Below are 24442 nucleotides of genomic sequence, written 5' to 3' on the forward strand. Positions count from 1 at the left end.
GTATAGCGCATGCAAGGTATACGGATTCTCATTGTTGATGATATCAGAAATACCCGCGAAAACATTCGCCGGATCCTTGCTCTTGATTCCGGCTTTGAAGTCATCGGCGAAGCAGGCTGCGGTTCTGAAGCAATCCGTCTGGCAGAATTGTTGAAACCGGAAATTATTTTAATGGATATCAGCATGCCCGACATTGACGGGATAAAAACAACAGAACTGCTTTCTTTCCGCATTCCAAATACCTCCATTATTATGATGTCCGTTGAAAACGACCCCGACCATATGACCAAAGCCATGATGGCCGGAGCCAAATCTTATATCGTCAAACCGTTTACCGGCAAAGAACTTACCAGTACAATCCTGAACGTGTATCACAAGGAAAGCCGCAAAAGAGAAATGATCAATTCCCCTCTGTCCCCCGATTCCGCTGTAAAAACATCCGACACTGCAGCAAAAGTAATCAGTATTTTCAGCGCCAAGGGAGGGGTAGGCAAAACGACGACCGCTGTGAACCTCGGTGTTGAATTGGCGAAGTCATCCAAAGTCCTTTTATTAGACTTGAGCCTGCAATTTGGGGACATCGCCTCCTTCTTAAATCTTGTTCCGAAAAGAACCATTACCGATCTGGTCCAGGCCGGTTCGATCAAAGAAGAAGATATCCGGCTTCATACCCTTAGCCATTCTTCCGGACTGGAAATCCTGGCGGCTACGAATCGCCCTGAATATGCAGAAAAAGTAACCACAGAACATATTGAGCAAATCCTGGAAGAAATTAAACCCCATTATGATTTTGTAATTCTTGACAATACCAGCCGTTTTGATGATATCAGCCTTGCCGGCTTAGAGGCCGCAGACGAGATCTGGGTTGTGGCCGGCATGGACATTCCGTCAATCAAAAATACCAAGCTGGCGCTGGAAATCATGCACACGCTTGAGTATTCCCCAAAAATCAAGTTAATTCTAAATAAATTTGAAAAGAAAATCGGTATCAGCATGAAGGATATTGAAAGCAGTCTCGGCCTCAATGTAACCTATCTTATTCCTTATGAAGAGCAGCTCACATCTGTGCTTAATAAAGGTGTACCGTTTGTTGAGGCTTTAGCCCGTTCGGCTCCCGCTCTGGAAATTAAAAAAATGGTGAGTACGCTAGGTGTTAATTCGGAAATTACTAAAAAAGGTCAGGACAGCAAAGAAACCAGCCGTCTTTCCTTTTTAAGATTTGGAGGTTGATCGCATGTCGCTCCTTAGCCGTTTAGAACAGGAAAGAGGTAAAGAACGCGAAAGAACCGGATCAGAGAAACAAAGCCTGATTGAAATCAGACAAGCCTTTACCTCTTCTCCTTCCTCTCAGCCCGTTGATCCCTGGAGGGAGCTCAAAAGCATTATCCATAAGGAAACCATCAAAAATATTCAACTCAATGATGTTGATCCTCAAGAAGTCGAGCCGATCGTTCAAAAAGTCATAGACCAGTATGTTGAAGCCAACGGTGCCCTTCTGCCCCGGAATGAAAGGCAAAGAATCGTTCAGGAAGTGGTAGATGAGATCCTTGGTTTTGGCCCCATTTCCCCGCTATTAAATGACGACAGTATTTCAGAGATTATGGTCAACGGACCAAGTCAGGTCTACGTAGAACGTCATGGGATTGTCGAACTATCCAATGTAACTTTTAATGATGACCAGCATGTTCAGCATATTATTGAAAAAATTGTCGCGCCGATTGGCCGAAGAATTGATGAAAGTCAGCCAATGGTAGATGCCCGTCTGCCGGATGGTTCCAGGGTAAATGCAATTATCCCGCCTTTGGCTCTTAAAGGGCCCACCATCACGATCCGAAAATTTTCACGTGACCCCTATCGTGTCGAAGATCTGATTAATTTTGGCACAATGACCAGAGATATGGCACTTGTCTTGGAAGCCTGCGTCAAGGCCAGACTGAATATTGTCGTTTCCGGCGGTACCGGGTCAGGTAAGACCACAACCTTAAACGTCCTATCTTCCTTTATTCCGGACCACGAGCGGATCATTACCATTGAAGATGCTGCTGAACTGCAGCTTGATCAAAGCCACTTGGTAACGCTTGAAACCCGGTCGCCAAACATAGAAGGAAAAGGTGCCATCACCATTCGTGACTTGGTCAGAAACACGCTGCGTATGAGGCCTGACCGGATCATCGTCGGTGAAGTCCGCGGCGGAGAAGCCTTGGATATGTTGCAGGCCATGAATACTGGACACGATGGTTCCCTGACCACAGGTCATGCTAACACCCCGAGGGACATGCTCTCCCGTCTCGAAACCATGGTTTTAATGGCAGGCATGGATTTGCCGATCCGGGCCATCCGTGAGCAAATTTCCAGTGCGATTGACTTAGTTGTTCAGCAAAGCCGGCTCAGGGACGGCACCCGGAAAATTACTCATATCACTGAGGTCCTTGGTATGGAAGGAGACACCATTGTCACCCAGGATATCTACAAATTTGAACAAAAAGGTGTTGATTCCAATGTCCACGTCCTCGGTGGCTTTAAGGCTACCGGTGTCCGCCCCCGCTTTATGGATACGCTGGCTGCCACGGGCCAAATCCTGCCGGACAATATTTTTGTTAGTTGATTAGCCATCTATGGCCGTCGGAGGTATTTATATGACAAAGGTCATCGTCGTGGCCTCGATTATGGGATTTATCCTAATATACTCACTGATCATGGCCCTGAAACCAAAAAATGAAAGCGTTGAAGATAAAGTTAAGCGACTGGTGGCAGAAAAAGAAGATACCCCGGTTAAAGCCAAAAAGGCTGCTTCCTGGAAAGAGTATCTGACTTCCCTGTCCAAATATACACCTCGGAAATGGGGCAAACAACTTGATAAAGATCTTTACAGCGGTGACATTGGGTTAACTGGCAGAGAATTCATCGTAATGCAAATTTTCTTGTTCATTCTTACTTTCCTTATCGCCTTAATTCTCCTGCCTTTGAGTGCTGTTTTTATTGTTCTGCCACTGTTAAGTTTGATCTTTCCCAGGCTGTATATCAGCAGTGCTAAAAATAAAAAAATTAAAAAATTCAATAACCAGCTGCCGGATATACTTCTGACCCTTGCCAATTCCTTAAAAGCCGGTTTTAGTTTATTTCAGGCCATGGAAATGGCCGCCCAGGAAATGCCAGACCCGCTCTCCTCCGAAATCAAAATGACCCTGAAAGAAATGGCCTATGGGGAATCTACCGAAAATGCTTTGTTAAATCTCTCGCAGCGGGTTGAAAGCAAAGACCTGGAATTAATGGTAACTGCCATCCTGATTCAACGGCAAATTGGTGGTAATCTAGCCGAAATTTTAATCAATATTCACGATACGATTCAGGAACGTTTACAGATTCAAGGCGAGATCAAAACACTTACTGCTCAAGGCAGATTGTCGGGATATATTATTGGTGCTTTGCCTATCTTAATTGGCCTGGTTATCACGATGATGCAACCTTCATTTATGATGCCGCTGTTCCAGGATCCACTCGGAATTGTGTTATTATGCTGTGGAGCTGTTCTGGAAATCATCGGTTTTATCGCCATCAGAAAGATTGTTAATATTAAATTCTAGGGGAGATTGTCATGGAGTCAATCTTGATTTTCAGTGGTTTTTGTCTTATTTTCTTCTTAGTTCTGGCGATTCTGTCTATGAAACAGCCTTCTCTTTCCCAGAGCAGGATTATGCGTTCCCTTGGAAGATCTTCAGTGCTAACAGAAAATGAAGAAAATCAAAAAGAAAAATCCAAAAAAGACAAAAGCAAGCAAGATAAAAACAAGCAAGAAAAATCCGAGAACGGTTTTTTTCGCAGATTAATTACTGCCTTCTCAAAGAATAACAAAGAAACGGATCAGAACGACCAGGAATTAATTGCAGCCGGATTAAAAGGGTGGTCATCAGCTGAATGGAAAGCGCTTAGGTTCATCCTTGGTCTATGCTTTGCAATAATAGCTGCTGCTTTAAGCTTTATATTAAGCTTTCCAATCCTGACAAAAATTGAATTTCCATTATTTTGTTTTATTATTGGAAATATTGCTCCCAATTTCTGGCTTAAATCAAAGATCAAACAACGTAAAAGTGAGATTCTTCGCACGCTTCCTGACATTCTCGATCTCGTTATGGTCAGTGTCGAAGCCGGACTTGGCTTTGATGCAGCCATGATGAAAGTCGTAGAGAAACAAAAAGGCATTCTTGCTGAAGAGTTCAACCTGGTTCTCCAGGAAATCAAAATCGGCAAACCACGCCGGGAAGCTTTGAGAGACATGGCCAAAAAAAATGACGTAGAAGATTTAAGCAATGTAATTGCCTCATTGGTTCAAGCTGACCAGCTCGGTATCTCTATGGGAAATGTCCTCAGGAATCAGTCGGCACAAATCCGTCTGAGAAGAAAACAACGCATACAAGAAGCTGCGCAAAAAGCCCCCGTAAAGATGATGGTTCCACTTGTTTTCTTTGTTTTTCCAAGCCTTTTCATCGTGATACTTGGCCCGGCAATCATTAATATCATGGATATTTTGGGTAAATAATTTTTTGTCTGTGGACGAAGAATATTCAAAGAATAATCTAAGATTCTCTCTAAGAAAAACGAGGAAATCGACTAATGAAAGAGTTAACTGTTATCAACCAAAGAACACAAAAGAATCTTGGGACGGTTCTAGTGGCTGACACCTTTTTCACCAGACTGAGAGGTCTGCTGGGAACCAGGCAATTGGATGATTTTCATGGTATGTTGATTAATCCCTGCAACCAGGTCCACATGATCGGGATGCGCTATCCCCTCTCTGTCTGGTTTGTCAGCAAGGATCTGAAAATTGTCAAAATCATTGATGATCTCTCTCCGAAAAAGGTCTCCCCATGCATCAAGAATGCCGCTTTTGTGTTAGAGTTCCCACATAACTGGGCAGATTCCACTGGAAGCATGGAAGGTGACAAGCTTGAAATGCAGTTTTAATTCTCTCGTATTTCTCTCTTGTCTTATTGTCTTTAGGAATATATCGCTTTATCAAAAGAAATAAGTGTCTGCAAAAGTGTTATTAGTGTTATTAATGATAGCTCGTATTCAGAGCTTTTCCAGTTTCACTTGCCTTGCCGCAAAAGGACAGAGCAGCGTAATGCTCTGTCCTAACTATATGCAATTACAATTTATTCACTTGTTATTTCGCTCCAAAATCAATTTTACTATATAATAGAATTAATAAAAGCAATTCTTGGTACTAAAGGAGCTCTCAATGAAAAATACGATAATTTTAGCCTGCCTTTTCCTACTTTTATTATCTGGTTGTTCTAAAAACGCGCCGACAACAACTGCTCAACAGACTGATTCTTCAGCAGTGGCCAGTAGTTCCAGCTTATCTTCAAAAACTCAGCCATCAACGCCCAATAATGAAAACAGCCAGCAGCTGATATTATCAGCTAATCTCAAAGATATCTCAGCATCTGCAGACTTTCAGTACTTAAATTCTAAAAATCAAAGAAAAGTGAACATATCTGTTTCCAACTCTTCAGAGTATATATTCTCCGGAAAAGTGTATGTTACGTACCGGGACAGCGGCAACAAAATTCAAGGTACAGATACCCTTTTAATAAAAAGCTTATTACCGAGATCCAGTACCAGCTTGACATCATTGGCCATGTCCAATGCAAATCGTGCAGATTTTACGATTGACGGGGACTTTACAGTAAACTCTTCTGCAAAGCTTACTTACACTATCCTGTATACGCAGTCTGAAACGAACTCTCAGGTCTTATATATCCAGCCACCTTCTATTGATGAAAATGTTCTGACCGGTATTATTAGAGAACAGCGGGATCAGCTTTCAAACAGCAATCTTCGCAAGTTTAAAATTTTTTTCTACGATCCTTCGTATAAAGGACAGCAAGGTGCTCAGCCTGCGGAAACCGACAGTGTCAAAGCCAAAGCGGATATCAGTTATATCGATGGTATTTCCGAACTTTACTTTATTGATTCCGGTAAAGTCGTACTTATACAATAGGACTTCTCATTTTCTTCAAACAACAAGCTCACGATAATATAATCATAGGCGTACATGTACGCCTATGATTAGTTGGAACAGAGTATTTCTCTATAAATTTAGTAGAACTTACCAATTATTTGCGAAAGCGGGTAATTGCAGTTGTCAAAATTTCTGACTGTATTCTTAAATTATCTACAAGGGTTTCAACCTGATCGACGATTTCCGCCTGTTGCTTTGTAGCAATAGCAAGTTCCATTGCACTTTCTGAAGTTTTTTCTGCAATCTGGGCTACTTCGCGAGACTGATGTGCGCTTTTGTCAATGCCCTCCATTTGATGATCGACAAGTTTTGATATTTGTTCAACGCTACGTGCCACTTCAAGAATTGTTTTTGTCATTTTTTCTATTACTTCATTCGTCCTGGATCCTTTATGCGCTTCCATATCTGCATTCTGAACTTGTATTGTAATTTGATTCACAACATTTATCACTTCAGCCTGGATATTCTCAATAAGACTTGAAATTCCTTGAACGGCATTTGCGCTTTCATCGGCTAATTTTCGTACCTCTTCGGCAACGACCGCAAATCCTCTGCCATGTTGTCCTGCTCGAGCAGCTTCAATGGAAGCATTCAATGCAAGTAAATTTGTTTGTTCCCCAATGTCTCCTACTAACTGGATGATCTGACCAACTTTCTTAGCATTATCTTCGAGACTTTTAACAATTTCAAGTGATTGCTGGTTTCCTTTGGCTAGATTATTAATTCCCTCAACTAAAGAACGAATTACTTCTTTACTTTCTGTTAGTTCCATTAACATTTCTGCCGAGACTTTTTCAGAAGACTTGGCATAATTTTGTACTTCTTTGGCAATAAGAGTGACCTTTTCAACTGATTCTGCAGTTGATTGAATCGCAATCGAGGAAGTTTCTGCACCTGCAGATATTTCTGTGATGGTATGTACAATAGAGTCGGCTTGGTGAGAAGCAGCCGATGACGCTTTTAAAATTTCAAACATATTCTCATTGGTCTTCGCACAATTTGTTTCAATACTCTGGACAATTTCCCTAAGATTATAAAGCATATTGTTAAAAGCTATTCCTAATGAACGAATCTCATCATCAGTGTTTGATACTTCAACATCACAACCGATATCCCCTTCAGATGCCTGATTTGCAGCTTTTTCTAACTTCTGCAAAGGTTTAATGATAAAACTTGCCATAAAGAAGGAAAGTAAACCCGACCAGAAAACCCCTAGTACTAAAGTCGCAATCGTAAATATAACCTCATTAATATTCGGAACAAAATTGGGTTGAACAAAATAGATAAAAAATGCACTTGTAGAATAAGTAACAATTGCCAGAATAATAACAAATAAGGAAATCTTCTTTCTAATGCTAAATTGATGGTTCTTTGATTTTTTCATTAATCTGCGCTCCTCTTAAGCAAAAATCTTTGTCGCCAAAACTAGAAAATCTTGCTGCTTTTATTGTTATTTCGCAACAATCTCAATGAGCAGGCGATAGTTATATTTTCTATCAATTACATTATAATGTAAATATTACTTTTTTTGAAGTAATGTTTTGAATTAATTATGAAGAGACTACAATTATAGGATGTAGTCTCTAGTTTACCGTCGCAACGTCTTATCTTCCCTTGCAGCATCGTCGCCCCAGGAGGATACTCAAACTTCCTAATTGAACACCCTTTGCAAATAAGAAACAGAGCACCAAAATAGATGCTCTGTTCTTAATTACCTGGCAACGTGCTATTTTCCCTTGCAGTATCGTCGCCCCAGGAGGTCTTAACTTCCGTGTTCGGGATGGGAACGGGTGGTACCCCTCCGGTATAGTCACCAGATCTTTTCGAGGCTCGAGGTTCGAAGCTCAAGGTTCGATCTAGTTGGAATCGGCTTACCGATTCCTTCTTTAATCTTTCCGTGCTTCTAGCTCGTTCTCTCAAAACTGCACAACAAATCAGCTTCATGCATTCAATCATCAATCTAGGAATCTAAAGGTCAAGACCTCGACCTATTAGTACCGGTCCGCTCCACATGTCACCATGCTTCCACTCCCGGCCTATCAACCTGATCATCTTTCAGGGGTCTTACCAGATTAACTCTGTGGGAAATCTCATCTTGAAGCTGGTTTCGCACTTAGATGCTTTCAGCGCTTATCCATTCCGGATATAGCTACCCAGCTATGCCTCTGGCGAGACAACTGGTACACCAGTGATCCGTCCAACCCGGTCCTCTCGTACTAGGGTCAGATCTCCTCAAATTTCCTGCGCCTGCGACGGATAGGGACCGAACTGTCTCACGACGTTCTGAACCCAGCTCACGTACCGCTTTAATGGGCGAACAGCCCAACCCTTGGGACCTACTACAGCCCCAGGATGCGATGAGCCGACATCGAGGTGCCAAACCTCCCCGTCGATGTGAACTCTTGGGGGAGATAAGCCTGTTATCCCCAGGGTAGCTTTTATCCGTTGAGCGATGGCCCTTCCACTCGGAACCACCGGATCACTAAGCCCTACTTTCGTACCAGGTCGACTTGTTTGTCTCTCTGTTAAGCTCCCTTTTGCCTTTACACTCTTCGCGCGATTTCCATCCGCGCTGAGGGAACCTTTGGGCGCCTCCGTTACTCTTTAGGAGGCGACCGCCCCAGTCAAACCGCCCGCCTGACACTGTCCCCAACCCCGATTCAGGGGCCTAGGTTAGAACTTCAGTACAAAAAGAGTGGTATCCCACCGGCGGCTCCACCAATACTGGCGTACTGGCTTCCAAGCCTCCCACCTATCCTGTACATTTTATACCAAAATCCAATGTCAAGCTGCAGTAAAGCTCCATGGGGTCTTTCTGTCCTGTCGCAGGTAACCCGCATCTTCACGGGTATTACAATTTCGCCGAGTCCCTCGTTGAGACAGTGTCCAGATCGTTACGCCTTTCGTGCGGGTCGGAACTTACCCGACAAGGAATTTCGCTACCTTAGGACCGTTATAGTTACGGCCGCCGTTTACTGGGGCTTCAATTCAATGCTTCGATTGCTCTAACATCTCCTCTTAACCTTCCAGCACCGGGCAGGCGTCAGCCCCTATACTTCTCCTTACGGATTTGCAGGGACCTGTGTTTTTGTTAAACAGTCGCCTGGACTATTTCTCTGCGGCTCTGTTGCCAGAGCACCCCTTCTCCCGAAGTTACGGGGTCATTTTGCCGAGTTCCTTAACGAGGGTTTTCTCGCGCGCCTTAGGATTCTCTCCTCATCTACCTGTGTCGGTTTGCGGTACGGGCACCACATTTCTCACTAGAGGCTTTTCTTGACAGTATGAACTATCCCGCTTCGCTACTTATTTTCGCTCCCCATCACATCTCACGGTTTAGCGCTGCGGATTTGCCTACAGCACCCACTTGATGTTTGGACGTGCATAACCAACAGCACGCTCAGGTCATCCTCCTGTGTCACCCCATCGCTCAAACGATTTATGGTGGTATTGGAATTTCAACCAATTGTCCATCGCCTACGCCTTTCGGCCTCAGCTTAGGTCCCGACTTACCCTGGGCGGACGAGCCTTCCCCAGGAAACCTTAGATTTTCGGCGGGAAGGATTCTCACCTTCCTTTTCGCATACTCATACCGGCATTCTCTCTTGTCACCACTCCAGTAAACCTTACAGTTATCCTTCTACGCTGTGACAATGCTCCCCTACCCAACGATCTGATTCATTAAACCTTCAACCCTATCGCTTTGCGATAGTCTTGGCTAAGCTTCGCTTAGCTCTCAGCCCTTTGATACGTTTGTCTTACTCTAAGATTCCTTATTGTAAGCTTTTGTGCTACGTTTTAGCTGAAGTAATTTGGAAATTTTGTTTATATGCAGTCATCCTGATTGTAAACAAAATTTCTAAAATGTCTCTCGTTTGAAAATTTAATGAATCAGATCGATGCCGCGGCTTCGGTGCTACGCTTGAGCCCCGTTACATTTTCGGCGCAGAACCACTCGACCAGTGAGCTATTACGCACTCTTTAAATGGTGGCTGCTTCTAAGCCAACATCCTGGTTGTCCCTGCGGTTCCACATCCTTTTCCACTTAGCGTAGTCTCTGGGACCTTAGCCGTCGGTCTGGGCTGTTTCCCTCTCGACTATGAAGCTTATCCCCCACAGTCTGACTCCCAACTTCTAAAAATACGGTATTCGTAGTTTGATAGGGTTCAGTAACTTTTAAGCCCCTAGCCCATTCAGTGCTCTACCCCCGTATTTCATCCATTGAGGCTAGCCCTAAAGCTATTTCGGGGAGTACCAGCTATCTCCGTGTTCGATTGGCATTTCACCCCTACCCACAGTTCATCCCCTGCCTTTTCAACGACAGTGAGTTCGAGCCTCCAATGAGTTTTACCTCACCTTCACTCTGACCATGGGTAGATCACACGGTTTCGGGTCTGCAACATGCAACTAGTCGCCCTATTTAGACTCGCTTTCGCTTCGGCTCCGTATCTTAAATACTTAACCTCGCTGCATATCACAACTCGCCGGTTCATTCTACAAAAGGCACGCCATCACGCCTAAACGCTTTGACTGCTTGTAAGCATACGGTTTCAGGTTCTATTTCACTCCCCTCCCGGGGTGCTTTTCACCTTTCCCTCACGGTACTTGTTCACTATCGGTCGCCAAGTAGTATTTAGCCTTGGGGAGTGGTCTCCCCTGCTTCCCACGGGGTTTCTCGTGTCCCGCGGTACTCAGGATACTCTCTAAGTCAGTCTTCTTTTCGCTTACAGGGGTTTTACCTCCTATGCCGGAACTTTCCAGTTCGCTTCAGCTAAAAACACTGACCCGTTTTGAGAGTCCTACAACCCCGGCCTCCGAAGAGACCGGTTTGGGCTAGTCCCGTTTCGCTCGCCGCTACTCTGGGAATCGATTATTCTTTCTTTTCCTCCGGGTACTTAGATGTTTCAGTTCCCCGACTTGCCTTCGCTGTACCTATTTATTCAGTACAGGATATCCAAATATGACTCTGGATGGGTTGCCCCATTCGGACATCCACGGATCTATGCCTGCTTACGACTCCCCGTGGCATTTCGCTGTTAACCGCGTCCTTCTTCGGCTCTTGGCGCCAAGGCATCCACCGTATGCCCTTTATATCTTGACCTTCTGGTTCTTCCTCGACTTGTTATAGATGATTTGAATGTCTCCTATGCGCTTAGTAATTCTTACCTGACGGAGCATAGATGCTCCTAAGTTCAAATTTGCCACGCGCGAAAACCTTAAGTTTTTGCGCTTTAGAATTTGAACGCCATTTCGTTGTCTTTACTTTCGCATTTCGCATTCTGCTTTTCTCGTTGTGCAGTTTTCAAAGAACAAGGATGTTCAAGTGTCGCGATGCCATGGATGGCAAAGAGCGACAAAGAGCGACAAAGAACGTCTGCAGACTTTCTCTGCAGCAGGATCGTCAGTTTAACATTTCTGTTTCTACTTTGCAATCCTTATTTTTTTCCATACTTACCGTATTATAACGTTAAATATAGTCAAAAAAATTTTGAGTCACCTTTATCACTGAATGAAGCTTTAATGGTGGAGGTAGTCGGGATCGAACCGGCGACCTCTTGAATGCCATTCAAGCGCTCTCCCAGCTGAGCTATACCCCCAGGGTCACTCAAAACTAAACAACAAGAAATAAATTGCTAAACTCACCTTACTTGAGAGTCAGTCCAGTTTGCACTGCTTTACTCTAAGTACCGACCTTGGAGTAGATTGAAGTCTAGCTTCAATCGGTTCTCCTTAGAAAGGAGGTGATCCAGCCGCACCTTCCGATACGGCTACCTTGTTACGACTTCACCCCAATCATCTACCCCACCTTCGACGGCTGGCTCCTTACGGTTACCCCACCGGCTTCGGGTGTTGCAAACTTTCGTGGTGTGACGGGCGGTGTGTACAAGGCCCGGGAACGTATTCACCGCAGTGTGCTGACCTGCGATTACTAGCGATTCCGACTTCATGCAGGCGAGTTGCAGCCTGCAATCCGAACTGAGAACGGCTTTCTCGGATTTGCTTCACCTCGCGGCTTCGCTTCCGTCTGTACCGTCCATTGTAGCACGTGTGTAGCCCAAGACATAAGGGGCATGATGATTTGACGTCATCCCCACCTTCCTCCGGTTTGTCACCGGCAGTCTATCTAGAGTTCTCAGCTTTACCTGTTAGCAACTAAATATAGGGGTTGCGCTCGTTGCGGGACTTAACCCAACATCTCACGACACGAGCTGACGACAACCATGCACCACCTGTCTCAACTTTCCCCGAAGGGCACTCCCATATCTCTACGGGATTAGTTGGATGTCAAGCCTTGGTAAGGTTCTTCGCGTTGCGTCGAATTAAACCACATGCTCCACCGCTTGTGCGGGCCCCCGTCAATTCCTTTGAGTTTCAACCTTGCGGCCGTACTCCCCAGGCGGAATGCTTATTGTGTTAACTGCGGCACAGAAGGGGTCGATACCCTCTACACCTAGCATTCATCGTTTACGGCGTGGACTACCAGGGTATCTAATCCTGTTCGCTCCCCACGCTTTCGCGCCTCAGCGTCAGTTACAGTCCAGAAAGTCGCCTTCGCCACTGGTGTTCCTCCACATCTCTACGCATTTCACCGCTACACGTGGAATTCCACTTTCCTCTCCTGTCCTCAAGCCATACAGTTTCCAATGCTTTACGGAGTTAAGCTCCGCACTTTCACATCAGACTTATATAGCCGCCTACGCGCCCTTTACGCCCAATGATTCCGGACAACGCTTGCCCCCTACGTATTACCGCGGCTGCTGGCACGTAGTTAGCCGGGGCTTCCTCGTTAGGTACCGTCAATCACCTGCATTATTTACACAGATGCCGTTCTTCCCTAACAACAGTATTTTACAACCCGAAGGCCTTCTTCATACACGCGGCGTTGCTCCGTCAGACTTTCGTCCATTGCGGAAGATTCCCCACTGCTGCCTCCCGTAGGAGTCTGGGCCGTGTCTCAGTCCCAGTGTGGCCGTTTACCCTCTCAGGCCGGCTACTGATCGTCGCCTTGGTAGGCTTTTACCCCACCAACTAGCTAATCAGACGCGGGTCCATCCCTAAGCGCTAGCATTTTCAGAGGCCAGCTTTCTTCTCCAAGAGATGCCTCTCGGACAATACATCCGGTATTAGCAGCCGTTTCCAGCTGTTGTCCCGGTCTTAAGGGCAGGTTACCCACGCGTTACTCACCCGTTCGCCACTAAGATAGCTAAATCGCAAGCTTCATTAACTATCTCCGTTCGACTTGCATGTGTTAGGCACGCCGCCAGCGTTCGTCCTGAGCCAGGATCAAACTCTCCATAAAAACTATTTACGGAGCTTGATTCAGCTCGTTTGTTTACCAAAATTCATTGACGAGTCTAGCTTTTAATTCATTCTTGTTGTTCAGTTTTCAATGACCTTTGCGCTTCTTTCAGGCGTTCCCGCCCCGAGACGCTTTATTATAATATCACGCTGTTTTGACACTGTCAACAGCAAATCACATGATTCTTTCAAAAGAATTTATTGCCAGTTATTTTACGCATTTTCTTATTATTTGCGGCAAAAATACAACAATACATCTAATGTAAAAAATAATAAAACAATTTAGCGTATTAATAAACTCCAATACCACGAAATCATTTCGTTGCCAAAAAGAATGCTTCCTATGATACCTATCACTAAAAACGGTCCATATGGGATTGCAGTCTTTAATTGTCCTTTGCCGCTGACCAGGATAATCACCCCAAAGACTCCGCCGATGATTGAACCGACAAGCATTGCCCAAAACGTTAGTTTCCAGCCTAGGAAAAAGCCTGCTGCGGCCATCAGCTTGATATCTCCGCCGCCTATGCCGCCTCTCGAGAATATATAGATCAGCAGCAAACCCAATCCAGCTCCAAAGAAGCCAATCAGCCTCTCCAGCCAGGAGACATCCTGATTGAAGAAAGCAAACAAAATACCCAGAACCAGAATCAGGAGAACGCTCCAGTTTGGGATCAGCATGGTCTTAAAATCAATGAACGCAATGAGTAAAAGGATCGAGCCAAAAATCAGAAAACTCAATGTTTCTAGAGAAAAACCGTATTTCCAGAATAAAGCACAGTACAGCAGCGCATTCAGGATTTCCACGACCGGTTTGGATGGGAAATCTCTGTGCTCTTCTTCCATGTTTCTTCTAATTAATATTTTCAAAAATTTTCCGGCAGCAAGCCCGACAATAAATAATCCCAAATAGACCAGCCAAACATGTTCCATAAAAAACGTTTCCATCTCAAACACTCCTTTAATCTTTCTTCCCTTAGGGTATCTAAATTCGCAGGATTTGTAAATATTAGCAATTTTTCTTTATTTTTGATTTACACTATAATACAATAAATTAAAATAGACAAAATATAAACAGTTAATTGGAGAAAAAAAATGCCGGAAACGATGCGAAAACTGGGACAGCCTTTAGTTGAATCAGAGGTGATTACTGCCAAGCAGTTCGAAGATGCTTTGGAAATGTAGTCCAAAACTTCTAAAAAACTGGGCGAGATCCTGATTAAAATGAAATCCATTACGGAAAAACAGCTACTCAAAGTGCTGGAATTTCAATATCAACATTCCATACTATGACTTGGGAGAAACTCCGATTGACCCTCTTGCTACAGGACTGATTACGGAAGGAATGGTCAGAAAGCATTTCTTGATACCGATCAAGAAGGAAAATAATGTACTGATTGTTGCTATGGTCGATCCGCTGGACTTTTAAACTGGCCACCCGCCTTGACATCAAGCCAGCCATGGCTACCGCGTCAGATATCATGAATGCGATTGAGCGCTATTATGGCAAGGAAAGCGCCGAAAAAGCGATTGAAGAACTGAAACAAACCTATGAACCTGTTTCCGGAATTGACGATCAGTTTGGCGATGAGGTAACGAATGCCCCTGTCGTAAGACTGGTTAATTCCGTGATTCAGCATGCCATCAAGACAAATGCCAGTGACATCCATATTGAACCGTCTGACAATGAAATGCGGATCCGCTACCGGATAGACGGAGAACTTCAGGAAGCCATGAAAACATCTAAAGCGGCCCACCAGGCCATCGTCACCAGAATTAAGATCATGGGGCAAATGGGATCATTCTTGTTTCGGGCCCCACCGGTTCCGGAAAAACCACGACACTTTATGCAGTCATGCGGGAGTTGAATAAACCCACTGTCAATATCATCACCGTAGAAGATCCTGTTGAATAGCAGATGAATGGGATCAACCAGGTCCAGGTCAATACCAAAGCTGGCCTGACTTTTGCTTCGGGACTGCGGTCCATTTTGCGTCAGGACCTGGACATTATCATGATCGGAGAGATCCGGGACTCCGAAACAGCCCAGATTGCAATTCGTTCTGCCATCACTGGCCATCTGGTCTTAAGCACCATTCATACCAACGACGCAGCTTCCTCGATCCTCCGACTTGTCGTTATGGGAATTGAATCCTATCTCGTCTCTTCCGCGGTTGTCGGCCTGATGGCACAGAGACTTGTCCGTAAAATATGCACGAAATGCAAAACTTTATACCGGCCGGAATATGCCGAACTGATGCTGCTGAAACTGCGAGAACCCCAGCCGCTATACAAAGGGACAGGATGTCCTGCCTGTAATTACACAGGCTATCACGGCAGAACTGCCATCCATGAAATCATTCCGACCAATAAGGATATCTGCGAGATGGTTAATCGGGGAGTAACTCCTGATCAAATAAGACATATTGCTGGCCGTTTCGGCTATATTTCTCTGCGTGATACCTGTACCCGTCTGGTTCTGGACGGAACCACCACCACGGAGGAATTATTAAAAGTAACCTATAGTATTGAATAGACAGATCAAATCTACTTTGTTAAGGAGTGTTTGTATGAATCTAAATATCAGGGACTTACTTTTAATGTCATTGGAACTGAAAGCTTCTGACCTCCACATCACAACCGGTCTTCCCCCAATGTTCAGAATCAATGGTATCTTGACTCCGATGGCAAACGCCAAGTATTTGTCTCCGTTGGACACCAAAGAGCTTGTTGATGAACTGATGGATGAACCCGTGAAAAACCGTTTGCAGCAAAAGGGAGAAGTCGACTTTTCCTATACGATCCCTGGTATCAGCCGTTTCAGGGTTAACGTCTACAGCCAGCGAAAAAGCCTGGCGGCCGCGATCAGGGTCATTGTTCCGGATATTCCAAGCATTAACGAGCTGGGACTGCCAGATATCCTGAAAGACCTCGCAATGAAACCCAGAGGTCTGATCCTGGTCACGGGTCCGACCGGTTCCGGTAAATCCACTACCCTTGCTGCCATGGTGTGCCATATGAATACGCACCGCAACAGTCACGTCATTACCATCGAAGACCCGATCGAATATTTGCATGCCCATAATCAATGTATGATAAACCAGCGTGATATTGGCGACGATACCCATACCTTTGCAGATGCTTTACGGTCTGCACTGCGTGAAGACCCCGATGTTATCCTGGTCGGTGAAATGCGCGACCTTGAGACGATCAACACGGCCTTGATGGCTTCAGAAACAGGCCACCTGGTCTTGTCCACCCTCCATACTTCATCCGCAGCGACTACCATTGACCGGATTATCGATGTCTTTCCGCCGAATCAGCTGCAGCAAATTAAAGTTCAGTTGGCATCTGTTCTTCAGGGCATTATCTGCCAGCAGCTGCTGCCTACTATGGATGGTACTGGACGTGTTGCAGCGATGGAAGCTCTCATCGTCAATGACGCTGTCCGGAATATGATTCGCGAAGGCAAGACCCACCAGATTGATACGGTCATCCAGACTGGCATCAAAGCGGGTATGGCCCCGATGGATTATTCTCTGGCGAATCTGGTTAAGCGGAAGATGGTAACCCTTGAGGAAGCAAAATCGAGATGCGTGAATCCAGAACTGTTCTCGAAGTATCTTGATCAGCCGTATATTTTCTAAGTTAAAATAGGGGCTTACGGCATGGTGCTATCCGCTCTTCGACTGTTGCGCCATCCATAGCGCAAACAGTCGCGTTTCGCATCGTGCTTCACTTGGCCGCGAATAGCACCATTACCGTTAGTATTTTGTTATAAAGCAATAAAATAAAGCGCCCTGTTCGGAGTATAAGAAATATTCCGGGCAGGGCGTTTCTTTCACAATTAAGTATATCATCTATGGGGAGATCACCTATTAATAGATCTTTTCCCGAAAGTGGGATATCGCATACTTGAACTTGACCGGCCAGATCTCTTCGCCCCTGCGGAGCAGTTCCCCCATTAGCTCCACAACATATAGCTTACCGACTCCTGTAAGATTTAAAACCAGAATATCTGAACTTTTTTCTTCAGTGATAACGTCTCTGGCCTCGATATCTGTCTTCCTGTGAATCAAGCGAAGTTCTTCCCCTTTCTGCAGGGTTTCAAGCTCCATTTCCAGTGTTGGTTTTCCATCAACCAGGAATATTCGGCCATCTCTTTCAGATTTAAGATGCCGAATTGTCCAAAATCAAGAACCATGATTGCCTATTTGATCCGCTCCATAAAAAAATCCTGCGCGGTCGCGCAGGATTTTATTTTCTTTGGAGCGGGTGATGGGAATCGAACCCACGTAACCAGCTTGGAAGGCTGGCACTCTACCATTGAGTTACACCCGCATGTTTGGTAGCAGGGGGGGGATTTGAACCCTCGGATGAGCGGGTATGAACCGCTTGCCTTAGACCACTTGGCTACCCTGCCATGGCTCCCCGAGCTGGATTCGAACCAGCAACCTATCGGTTAACAGCCGATTGCTCTACCGTTGAGCTATCGAGGAATATGCTGGCGGAGAAGGAGGGATTTGAACCCTCGCAGCAGTTACCCACTCTAACGGTTTAGCAAACCGTCCTCTTCAGCCACTTGAGTACTTCTCCGTAAACTACTGATTGGTGCGGAAGGCGGGACTTGAACCCGCACGGTGTTAACCACACGCCCCTCAAACGTGCGCGTCTGCCAATTCCGCCACTCCCGCATAAAACTGGAGCCGTTAACCGGGATTGAACCGGTGACCTTATCCTTACCAAGGATACGCTCTACCTACTGAGCTATAACGGCGAATGCCTTCTGGAACAATGGTGCGCTCGGAGGGATTCGAACCCCCGGCCTTCTGATTCGTAGTCAGACGCTCTATCCAGCTGAGCTACGAGCGCATATTTTTTGGAGCGGGTGACGAGATTCGAACTCGCGACTTTCACCTTGGCAAGGTGACACTCTACCACTGAGTTACACCCGCATGATAGATGGTGAGCCATCCGCGACTCGAACGCGGGACACCCTGATTAAAAGTCAGATGCTCTACCGACTGAGCTAATGGCTCGGAAATAATATTGTTTTGATGGTGGGCCATCAGGGGCTCGAACCCTGGACACCCTGATTAAGAGTCAGGTGCTCTACCAGCTGAGCTAATGACCCGTCTGGCTGGGGTGGCTGGATTCGAACCAACGTATGCCAGAGTCAAAGTCTGGTGCCTTACCGCTTGGCGACACCCCATCGGTTTCAGGATGGATTCGTAATTTGATAAATTATGGCGACCCCGATCGGATTTGAACCGACGATCTCCTGCGTGACAGGCAGGCGCTTTAAACCACTAAGCTACGGGGCCAATTCGATATTTGAGGCACGACGTTCGATATTCGAACCTTCGTATTCCTCAGCAGTAAGTTTCCCGATGTTCAGTCCGTACCTTCCGCTCTTCAAGCAATATCTTAATATGCTTTTTCAAACTTCGCGCCTCGAACTTCGAACTTCGAGTTTGGTGGGCGATGACAGGATCGAACTGCCGACATCCTGCTTGTAAGGCAGGCGCTCTCCCAGCTGAGCTAATCGCCCTTATCTGATGTTCGGGGAAAAACCTCGAACGTCGGATTTTAAATGGTGACCCGTACGGGATTCGAACCCGTGTTACCGCCGTGAAAGGGCGGTGTCTTAGGCCGCTTGACCAACGGGCCAAAATTGCGAGAACATTTGATAGTATAGCTAAATGCGAAAACATTGTCAACCCGTTTAGGAAAAAATGTTCGAACTTGTTGAACTTATTTCACTTCCTGAATGATTGGCAGGATGACCGGTTTTCTTTTCGTTTTTTCATACAGATGCTTGCCTAGAACGTCTTTAATCTGATTTTTGAGTGTGACCCATTCAATAATACCGTTCTCGATGCAGCGTTCGGTGGTCTGTCTGATTTTCTCTTTGGCCTCATCCAGCATTGTCTCGGATTCTCTGACATAGACGAATCCCCTGGTCACAATATCAGGCCCGGCAACAATTTCATTGGTGGAACGGCTCAGCGCAATAACTACGATTAAAATACCGTCCTGAGACAGCTGTTTGCGGTCGCGCAGCACAATATTGCCGACGTCCCCTACACCAAGCCCGTCCACTAAAATTCTGCCGGATGGCACTTTCCCGGCGATACCTGCTCCATTTCTGGTGAACTCAATGACACTTCCATTTTCGGCAATAAAAATATTTTTATGCGAAATGCCAAGCTGTTCGGCAATCTGACCATGCTTAATCAGCATGCGGTACTCACCGTGCACAGGCACAAAATACTGCGGTCTTACCATATTCAGCATCATCTTTAATTCTTCCTGACTGCCATGACCGGAAACATGGACGCCTGATGCTTGTTCGTGGATCACATTGGCGCCGAGTTTAAACAACTGATCGATGGTTCGGGCCACCGATTTCTCATTTCCCGGAATCGGACTCGCGGAGATAATCACCGTATCACCGGGCAGGATCTCGACCTGTTTATGGTCGCTGGAAGCCATGCGGGAAAGTGCCGACATCGGTTCCCCCTGGCTCCCTGTTGTAATAATACAGACCTGATTCGGTGGCAGCTGGAGAACCTCTTCTACATCGACCAGCGTTCCTTCTGGAATGATCAGATAGCCATATTCAGCAGCAATTGAGGCGTAATTCTGCATGCTCCTGCCGACAATGGCAACCTTCCTGTTCGTTTTGAAAGCAGCGGTGATGACCTGCTGCACGCGATGGATATTCGAAGCAAAGCTGGCTAAAATGATCCTTTCCTTGGCGGTGCGGAATACATCGTCGAACATCTGTCCGACCACTCTCTCCGACATCGTAAAACCAGGCCTTTCTACATTCGTGCTGTCGGACATTAAGCAGAGTACGCCTTTTTCACCCAATTCGGAGAATTTATAAATATCTAGGATCTCCGAGGTAACGGGGGTATGATCCAGTTTAAAATCTCCGGTATGGACGATCACACCGAGGGGGGTATGGATAGCCAGACTCACAGAATCAGGTATGCTGTGGTTGACCCGGATAAAATCAATTTTAAAAACGCCAAGCTTGATACTCTCTCCAGGATTGACGACAGTCGATTTAAACCGGTTGACATTGCACTCCTTTAATTTGGCCTGGATCAGTCCCAAGGTAAGTTTTGGCGCAAATACAGGCGCGTCTATGTCCTTCAGAAGATAGGGGAATGTGCCGATATGATCTTCATGACCATGGGTCACCATAATCCCGAGCAGCATGTCCTTGTTTTCGATGACATAGGAATAGTCAGGGATGACCAGATCAATTCCAGGCATGTCATCTTCAGGGAAAGCCATACCGGCATCAATCATGATCATCTGGTTGTCATACTTTATCAGCGTCATGTTTTTCCCGATCTCACCCAACCCGCCTAAAGGGATAATTTGCAGTTTGTGTTCTTTTGGCAAAGGCAATACCTCCATCAATTTATATATATTTTACTTTATTAATTTCAATTTCAATCCTATTAATTTGTCAGCATAAGGAAACAATGAGATACCCCGAAGTATCTGAGCAGGATAAAAAAAGACTACAACAAAAAAACACAAACAAAAATAGAAACAGGTAAAAATACCTCTTGGTTTCTTTGATTCCGTTATTCGGTTAGCCGTACAACACCATTAGATTTATTATAGTACCTGAATATCAGATATGCAAGCTGGGTGAACAGCTTCCAACATTATTGTTGCCCATTCGCGAATAAAACTAAAACTTCGGCATAACCAAAGTTTTAATTTTTTGCTTTTACTTTTAGTTTTAGTTTTATCTGAAAGTAATTTCTAAGGTCAGACCTCTTCAGGCAGATTTCGGATATTCGTGAGCAATTCTTTTAAGAAAGCCTGTTCCGTCTGGGTCGGGCCAACGATAGGCAACCGGTAGCCCCCGGCTTTGATGCCGACTTCATTCAGCAGATACTTCACAGGCACTGGATTTGTTGCCACGAACATCCCTTTAAAGATTGGGAACAACAGCAGATGCCATTTTAAAGCTTTCTCCATATCGCCGGCCTTAAACGCAGCAACCATTTTTTGCATCTGGGTACCGATCAGATGAGAAGCGACACTTACGATCCCTGCCCCGCCTAGAGACAGCATCGGCAAGGTCAATGAATCATCGCCCGAATAAATCGCAAAGGTCGAAGGCAGTTCCTTTTTCAGTTCACTGACCTGGTCCATCGATCCTGCTGCTTCTTTAATGCAGACAATATTTGGGATTCCAGCTAGTTTGGCGACTGTAGAAGGAAGAAGGTTGATGACTGTCCTTCCTGGTATGTTATAAAGCATCACAGGCCGGTCTGTGGCCGCTGCGATGGCTTTAAAATGCTCATAAAGACCTTCCTGGGAAGGTTTGCTGTAATACGGAACCACTGCCATAATGCCATCGAGCTGGTTTGAGACTTTTTCGGCAAGTTCAACGCTTTCACGCGTGGAATAGGTACCCACGCCTGCAATGACTTTACACGTATCTCCAACTGCTTCTTTCACCGTCGTAAAAAGGTTAAGCTTTTCTTCACCGGTCAGATTAGGGCTCTCACCGGTTGTTCCGGCTACGACGATCCCTTCTGTGCCGTTTTCAACCAAATATCTGGCCAGTATTGCGGCCGCAGGATAATCGATCTCCAGCTTATCGTTAAATGGTGTCACCATAGCGGTTAAAACGCTGCCAAACATTTCTCTTTCCTCCATAAACTATTTTATGCCTGGCTGTCAAATACCAAGCTCAAATTTTTTGTGCAAAGACTGCACAGCCGGAACCATATGTTCTTTTTTGACAAGTACCCAGATCGTGGTATGAGAGTCAGCGGACTGAAGAATCTCAATGCCGCTCTCAGCAAGTGCTTCTGCCATATTGGCCATGACACCGGGCACATCGGCAATTCCCCCGCCGACGAGCGCAATTTTGGCGCATCCTGGCGCGGATTCAGGGTTGAAACCCAGATTCTTCAAAATATTGACGGCTTTCTTTGCCAGCTCATCACGAACTGTATACAGGACAGTTTCTGGCTGAACGCTGATGAAATCGACACTAATATCCGCTAAAGCCATCCCCTTGAATATTTTGGTGATCGCTTTGGGTTTATTTTCTTCTTCTTGAACGTGGATCTTGATCTGGGTGACATTCGGGGTATGTGCAATCCCTGTAATAATCCTGTCGCCGATCATGTCCGAACCCTCCGCGAGGTCGGGCTGAACATTGGTGACCAGCGTTCCTGGAGCATCGGAAAACGTACATTTTACCCGCAATGGGATATTCTTCTGCATCGCGATTTCCACGGCGCGCGGATGGATGACTTTGGCTCCCTGATGCGCCAGATGGCAGATATCATTATAGGTGATCACGTCAAGGATTTTGGCGTCCTGAACGATCCGGGGGTCTGCGGTCATAATACCTTCGACGTCCGTATAAATATCAATTGCTTCAGCATTTAGTGCGACACCAATCGAACAAGCCGTTGTGTCGCTTCCGCCTCTGCCCAGGGTTGTAATTTGTCCGTTTTCGGTCATACCTTGGAAGCCCGTAATGACGACAACCTTGCCTTCTTTCAGCTGCTCCAGGATATTTTCCGGTTCGATTCTGACAATTCTTGCATCGCCAAAACTGCTGTTGGTGATAATGCCGGCCTGTCCACCCGTTAAAAGAACAGCTTCCAACCCCAGACCCTGCAGCGTGCTAACCATAATGCTGCCGGAAATGATTTCCCCGCAACTTAAGAGTAAATCCATTTCTCTTTTGGGCACTTCGGAATAAATGCTTGAAACCATCTTAATCAGCGTATCGGTCGCATAGGGATCTCCCGAACGCCCGATTGCAGAAACAACAACCACAGGCGAAAACCCTTGATTAATAGCCTCGGAAACCTTAGCAGCGACCTGCGCTCTTCTTTCCGGATTGGCCAGGGAAGTTCCGCCAAATTTTTGAACCAATATACGCAAGGTAATTTCTCCTTCCTCTAATTTTCTTAACTTGTCTTGAATTTTGCTTTCCTTATTATTATAACGTCTATGTTTTCTTATCTTTTAATCTTATCCGTTATTTCCTATCTATTATAACAGCAATTCTGCAATCTGGACTGCATTTGTCGCTGCACCTTTGCGAATCTGATCACCTGCGATCCAGAGATTAATCCCCTGATCGATGGTTTGATCTTCCCGGATTCTTCCGACCAGAACTTCATCCCTGTTCGAGCTGTCGAGCGGCATCGGATAAATATCTTTCGCCGAATCGTCTTTTAAGATTACGCCGGGAGCCTGGGCAAGCGCAGCCTTGACCTGATCGATCGTGAGTTTTTTCTCAGTCTCAATATTGATGGATTCACAGTGAGAACGAAAGACCGGAACACGGACACAGGTAGCCGTAACACGCAAATCATCCCTATGGAAGATTTTTTGGGTTTCCTTGACCATTTTCCATTCTTCCTTTGTATAGTCACCCTCCTGGAATACATCAATTCTGGGTATCAGGTTAAAGGCGATCTGATATGGGAAAGTATCGATATCCGTGATCTTTTCCCCGTTGCTCCACGACTTCACCTGTTCCTCCAGTTCAATAATCCCTTCTTTGCCCGCGCCGGAAACTGCCTGATATGTGGATACCACAATACGTTTAATTCGCGAAAGCGCTTCGAGCGGTTTTAGTGCCACGACCATGATAATCGTGGAACAGTTCGGATTGGCAATAATCCCTTTATGCCATTTGACATCTTCGGGGTTGACTTCAGGCACAACTAGAGGAACATCCGGATTTAGCCGAAAAGCACTGCTGTTGTCAATGACGACTGCCCCACTCCGGACTGCGGCCGGCGCATACTCCGTACTGGCGGAACCGCCCGCAAATAAGGCGATATCAATGCCTTGAAAGCTCTGATTCGTTGTTTCTTGTACTTCTATTTCTTTTCCCTGCCAGCAAATCCGTGACCCGCTTGATCTTTTCGTCGCAAGCAAGCGAAGCTCATCCACCGGGAACTTCCGTTCAGCAAGAATTTTCAGAAATTCCTGACCAACGACACCCGTTGCCCCGACAATTGCAATATTCGGCATTGAGATCCTCCTTAAACATATTCAATAATTCTAACAATTCACTTTCAACAACTAAGTATTAATATAGTATAA

14 protein-coding genes, 15 tRNA genes, 3 rRNA genes and 1 pseudogene are annotated in these 24442 nt (G+C 45.6%); 8 read left to right on the plus strand and 25 right to left on the minus strand.

Going from position 1 to position 24442, the window contains the following annotated elements; genetic code table 11:
* Window positions 1–9 precede the first annotated feature (9 nt).
* From AB3489_RS09270 to AB3489_RS09295, 6 genes are all read left to right on the plus strand, one after another.
* Window positions 10–1230: a response regulator gene (locus AB3489_RS09270; RefSeq protein WP_019226771.1), complete on the plus strand. Its 1221-nt coding sequence runs from the start codon at window positions 10–12 to the stop codon at window positions 1228–1230.
* A 4-nt stretch (window positions 1231–1234) separates the two neighbouring features.
* Window positions 1235–2605: a CpaF family protein gene (locus AB3489_RS09275; RefSeq protein WP_368292661.1), complete on the plus strand. Its 1371-nt coding sequence runs from the start codon at window positions 1235–1237 to the stop codon at window positions 2603–2605.
* A gap of 31 nt (window positions 2606–2636) precedes the next feature.
* Window positions 2637–3584, plus strand: coding sequence for a type II secretion system F family protein (locus AB3489_RS09280; protein ID WP_368292662.1), 948 nt, complete (start codon window positions 2637–2639; stop codon window positions 3582–3584).
* Between the two features lie 11 nt (window positions 3585–3595).
* On the plus strand, window positions 3596–4537 hold the full coding sequence (locus tag AB3489_RS09285; protein WP_368292663.1) for a type II secretion system F family protein: 942 nt from the start codon (window positions 3596–3598) through the stop codon (window positions 4535–4537).
* A 74-nt stretch (window positions 4538–4611) separates the two neighbouring features.
* On the plus strand, window positions 4612–4962 hold the full coding sequence (locus AB3489_RS09290) for a DUF192 domain-containing protein (protein ID WP_019226774.1): 351 nt from the start codon (window positions 4612–4614) through the stop codon (window positions 4960–4962).
* 277 nt (window positions 4963–5239) lie between these two features.
* A complete protein-coding gene (locus AB3489_RS09295) occupies window positions 5240–6004 on the plus strand; it encodes a hypothetical protein (protein ID WP_368292664.1) in 765 nt (254 codons plus the stop codon).
* A 115-nt stretch (window positions 6005–6119) separates the two neighbouring features.
* Here the strand turns inward: AB3489_RS09295 and AB3489_RS09300 are convergent, their stop codons facing one another.
* From AB3489_RS09300 to AB3489_RS09325, 6 genes are all read right to left on the minus strand, one after another.
* Window positions 6120–7409, minus strand: a complete 1290-nt coding sequence (locus tag AB3489_RS09300; protein ID WP_368292665.1) for a methyl-accepting chemotaxis protein — start codon at window positions 7407–7409, stop codon at window positions 6120–6122.
* Window positions 7410–7738: 329 nt separating this feature from the next.
* Window positions 7739–7843 (minus strand): 5S ribosomal RNA (gene rrf, locus AB3489_RS09305).
* 153 nt (window positions 7844–7996) lie between these two features.
* A 23S ribosomal RNA gene (locus AB3489_RS09310) occupies window positions 7997–11123 on the minus strand.
* Window positions 11124–11543: 420 nt separating this feature from the next.
* Window positions 11544–11619: transfer RNA gene (locus tag AB3489_RS09315), tRNA-Ala, on the minus strand.
* A gap of 137 nt (window positions 11620–11756) precedes the next feature.
* A 16S ribosomal RNA gene (locus tag AB3489_RS09320) occupies window positions 11757–13322 on the minus strand.
* Together the 16S, 23S and 5S rRNA genes with 1 tRNA gene alongside form the textbook arrangement of a ribosomal RNA operon.
* A gap of 281 nt (window positions 13323–13603) precedes the next feature.
* A complete protein-coding gene (locus tag AB3489_RS09325; protein ID WP_019226761.1) occupies window positions 13604–14269 on the minus strand; it encodes an A24 family peptidase in 666 nt (221 codons plus the stop codon).
* Between the two features lie 147 nt (window positions 14270–14416).
* Between AB3489_RS09325 and AB3489_RS09330 the strand changes: the two are divergent.
* Window positions 14417–15857: pseudogene (locus tag AB3489_RS09330) on the plus strand (GspE/PulE family protein).
* 34 nt (window positions 15858–15891) lie between these two features.
* Entirely contained in the window at window positions 15892–16968 is a 1077-nt protein-coding gene (locus tag AB3489_RS09335) for a type IV pilus twitching motility protein PilT (protein ID WP_368292666.1), read from the plus strand.
* Between the two features lie 231 nt (window positions 16969–17199).
* Here AB3489_RS09335 and AB3489_RS09340 read toward each other — a convergent pair whose 3' ends face one another.
* The 19 genes from AB3489_RS09340 to AB3489_RS09430 form a co-directional block, all read right to left on the minus strand.
* Window positions 17200–17439, minus strand: a complete 240-nt coding sequence (locus tag AB3489_RS09340; protein ID WP_368292667.1) for a hypothetical protein — start codon at window positions 17437–17439, stop codon at window positions 17200–17202.
* 149 nt (window positions 17440–17588) lie between these two features.
* Window positions 17589–17662, minus strand: a tRNA-Gly gene (locus tag AB3489_RS09345).
* A gap of 5 nt (window positions 17663–17667) precedes the next feature.
* Window positions 17668–17744: transfer RNA gene (locus AB3489_RS09350), tRNA-Ile, on the minus strand.
* Between the two features lies 1 nt (window position 17745).
* Window positions 17746–17820: transfer RNA gene (locus tag AB3489_RS09355), tRNA-Asn, on the minus strand.
* A 6-nt stretch (window positions 17821–17826) separates the two neighbouring features.
* Window positions 17827–17917 (minus strand) — tRNA-Ser (locus AB3489_RS09360).
* 13 nt (window positions 17918–17930) lie between these two features.
* Window positions 17931–18015, minus strand: a tRNA-Leu gene (locus AB3489_RS09365).
* 7 nt (window positions 18016–18022) lie between these two features.
* A tRNA-Thr gene (locus AB3489_RS09370) sits at window positions 18023–18098 on the minus strand.
* 18 nt (window positions 18099–18116) lie between these two features.
* A tRNA-Arg gene (locus AB3489_RS09375) sits at window positions 18117–18193 on the minus strand.
* A gap of 8 nt (window positions 18194–18201) precedes the next feature.
* A tRNA-Gly gene (locus tag AB3489_RS09380) sits at window positions 18202–18276 on the minus strand.
* An 8-nt stretch (window positions 18277–18284) separates the two neighbouring features.
* Window positions 18285–18360: transfer RNA gene (locus tag AB3489_RS09385), tRNA-Lys, on the minus strand.
* Window positions 18361–18379: 19 nt separating this feature from the next.
* Window positions 18380–18455 (minus strand) — tRNA-Lys (locus tag AB3489_RS09390).
* A 3-nt stretch (window positions 18456–18458) separates the two neighbouring features.
* Window positions 18459–18533: transfer RNA gene (locus AB3489_RS09395), tRNA-Gln, on the minus strand.
* A gap of 35 nt (window positions 18534–18568) precedes the next feature.
* Window positions 18569–18645, minus strand: a tRNA-Asp gene (locus AB3489_RS09400).
* Between the two features lie 151 nt (window positions 18646–18796).
* Window positions 18797–18872: transfer RNA gene (locus AB3489_RS09405), tRNA-Val, on the minus strand.
* Window positions 18873–18915: 43 nt separating this feature from the next.
* A tRNA-Glu gene (locus AB3489_RS09410) sits at window positions 18916–18991 on the minus strand.
* An 84-nt stretch (window positions 18992–19075) separates the two neighbouring features.
* On the minus strand, window positions 19076–20740 hold the full coding sequence (locus AB3489_RS09415; RefSeq protein ID WP_019226756.1) for a ribonuclease J: 1665 nt from the start codon (window positions 20738–20740) through the stop codon (window positions 19076–19078).
* A gap of 378 nt (window positions 20741–21118) precedes the next feature.
* Window positions 21119–22003 carry a 4-hydroxy-tetrahydrodipicolinate synthase gene (gene dapA / locus AB3489_RS09420; protein ID WP_368292668.1) on the minus strand — a complete coding sequence of 295 codons (885 nt, stop codon included), beginning with the start codon at window positions 22001–22003 and terminating at the stop codon, window positions 21119–21121.
* 36 nt (window positions 22004–22039) lie between these two features.
* Window positions 22040–23266: an aspartate kinase gene (gene dapG / locus AB3489_RS09425; protein WP_019226754.1), complete on the minus strand. Its 1227-nt coding sequence runs from the start codon at window positions 23264–23266 to the stop codon at window positions 22040–22042.
* A 111-nt stretch (window positions 23267–23377) separates the two neighbouring features.
* On the minus strand, window positions 23378–24370 hold the full coding sequence (locus AB3489_RS09430; RefSeq protein WP_368292669.1) for an aspartate-semialdehyde dehydrogenase: 993 nt from the start codon (window positions 24368–24370) through the stop codon (window positions 23378–23380).
* Between the last annotated feature and the right edge of the window lie 72 nt (window positions 24371–24442).

The organism is Dehalobacter sp. TBBPA1 (genome assembly GCF_040931655.1).
GTDB lineage: Bacteria > Bacillota > Desulfitobacteriia > Desulfitobacteriales > Syntrophobotulaceae > Dehalobacter > Dehalobacter restrictus.

Excerpts from the sequence above, each read along its gene's own strand:
- AB3489_RS09295 (WP_368292664.1), top strand. The coding sequence starts at position 5,240 with ATGAAAAATACGATAATTTTAGCCTGCCTTTTCCTACTTTTATTATCT.
- AB3489_RS09335 (WP_368292666.1), top strand. The coding sequence starts at position 15,892 with ATGAATCTAAATATCAGGGACTTACTTTTAATGTCATTGGAACTGAAA.
- dapA (WP_368292668.1), bottom strand. The coding sequence starts at position 22,003 with ATGTTTGGCAGCGTTTTAACCGCTATGGTGACACCATTTAACGATAAG.
- AB3489_RS09325 (WP_019226761.1), bottom strand. The coding sequence starts at position 14,269 with ATGGAAACGTTTTTTATGGAACATGTTTGGCTGGTCTATTTGGGATTA.
- AB3489_RS09280 (WP_368292662.1), top strand. The coding sequence starts at position 2,637 with ATGACAAAGGTCATCGTCGTGGCCTCGATTATGGGATTTATCCTAATA.
- AB3489_RS09290 (WP_019226774.1), top strand. The coding sequence starts at position 4,612 with ATGAAAGAGTTAACTGTTATCAACCAAAGAACACAAAAGAATCTTGGG.
- AB3489_RS09300 (WP_368292665.1), bottom strand. The coding sequence starts at position 7,409 with ATGAAAAAATCAAAGAACCATCAATTTAGCATTAGAAAGAAGATTTCC.
- AB3489_RS09275 (WP_368292661.1), top strand. The coding sequence starts at position 1,235 with ATGTCGCTCCTTAGCCGTTTAGAACAGGAAAGAGGTAAAGAACGCGAA.
- AB3489_RS09340 (WP_368292667.1), bottom strand. The coding sequence starts at position 17,439 with ATGGAGCTTGAAACCCTGCAGAAAGGGGAAGAACTTCGCTTGATTCAC.
- AB3489_RS09270 (WP_019226771.1), top strand. The coding sequence starts at position 10 with ATGCAAGGTATACGGATTCTCATTGTTGATGATATCAGAAATACCCGC.
- AB3489_RS09430 (WP_368292669.1), bottom strand. The coding sequence starts at position 24,370 with ATGCCGAATATTGCAATTGTCGGGGCAACGGGTGTCGTTGGTCAGGAA.
- AB3489_RS09285 (WP_368292663.1), top strand. The coding sequence starts at position 3,596 with ATGGAGTCAATCTTGATTTTCAGTGGTTTTTGTCTTATTTTCTTCTTA.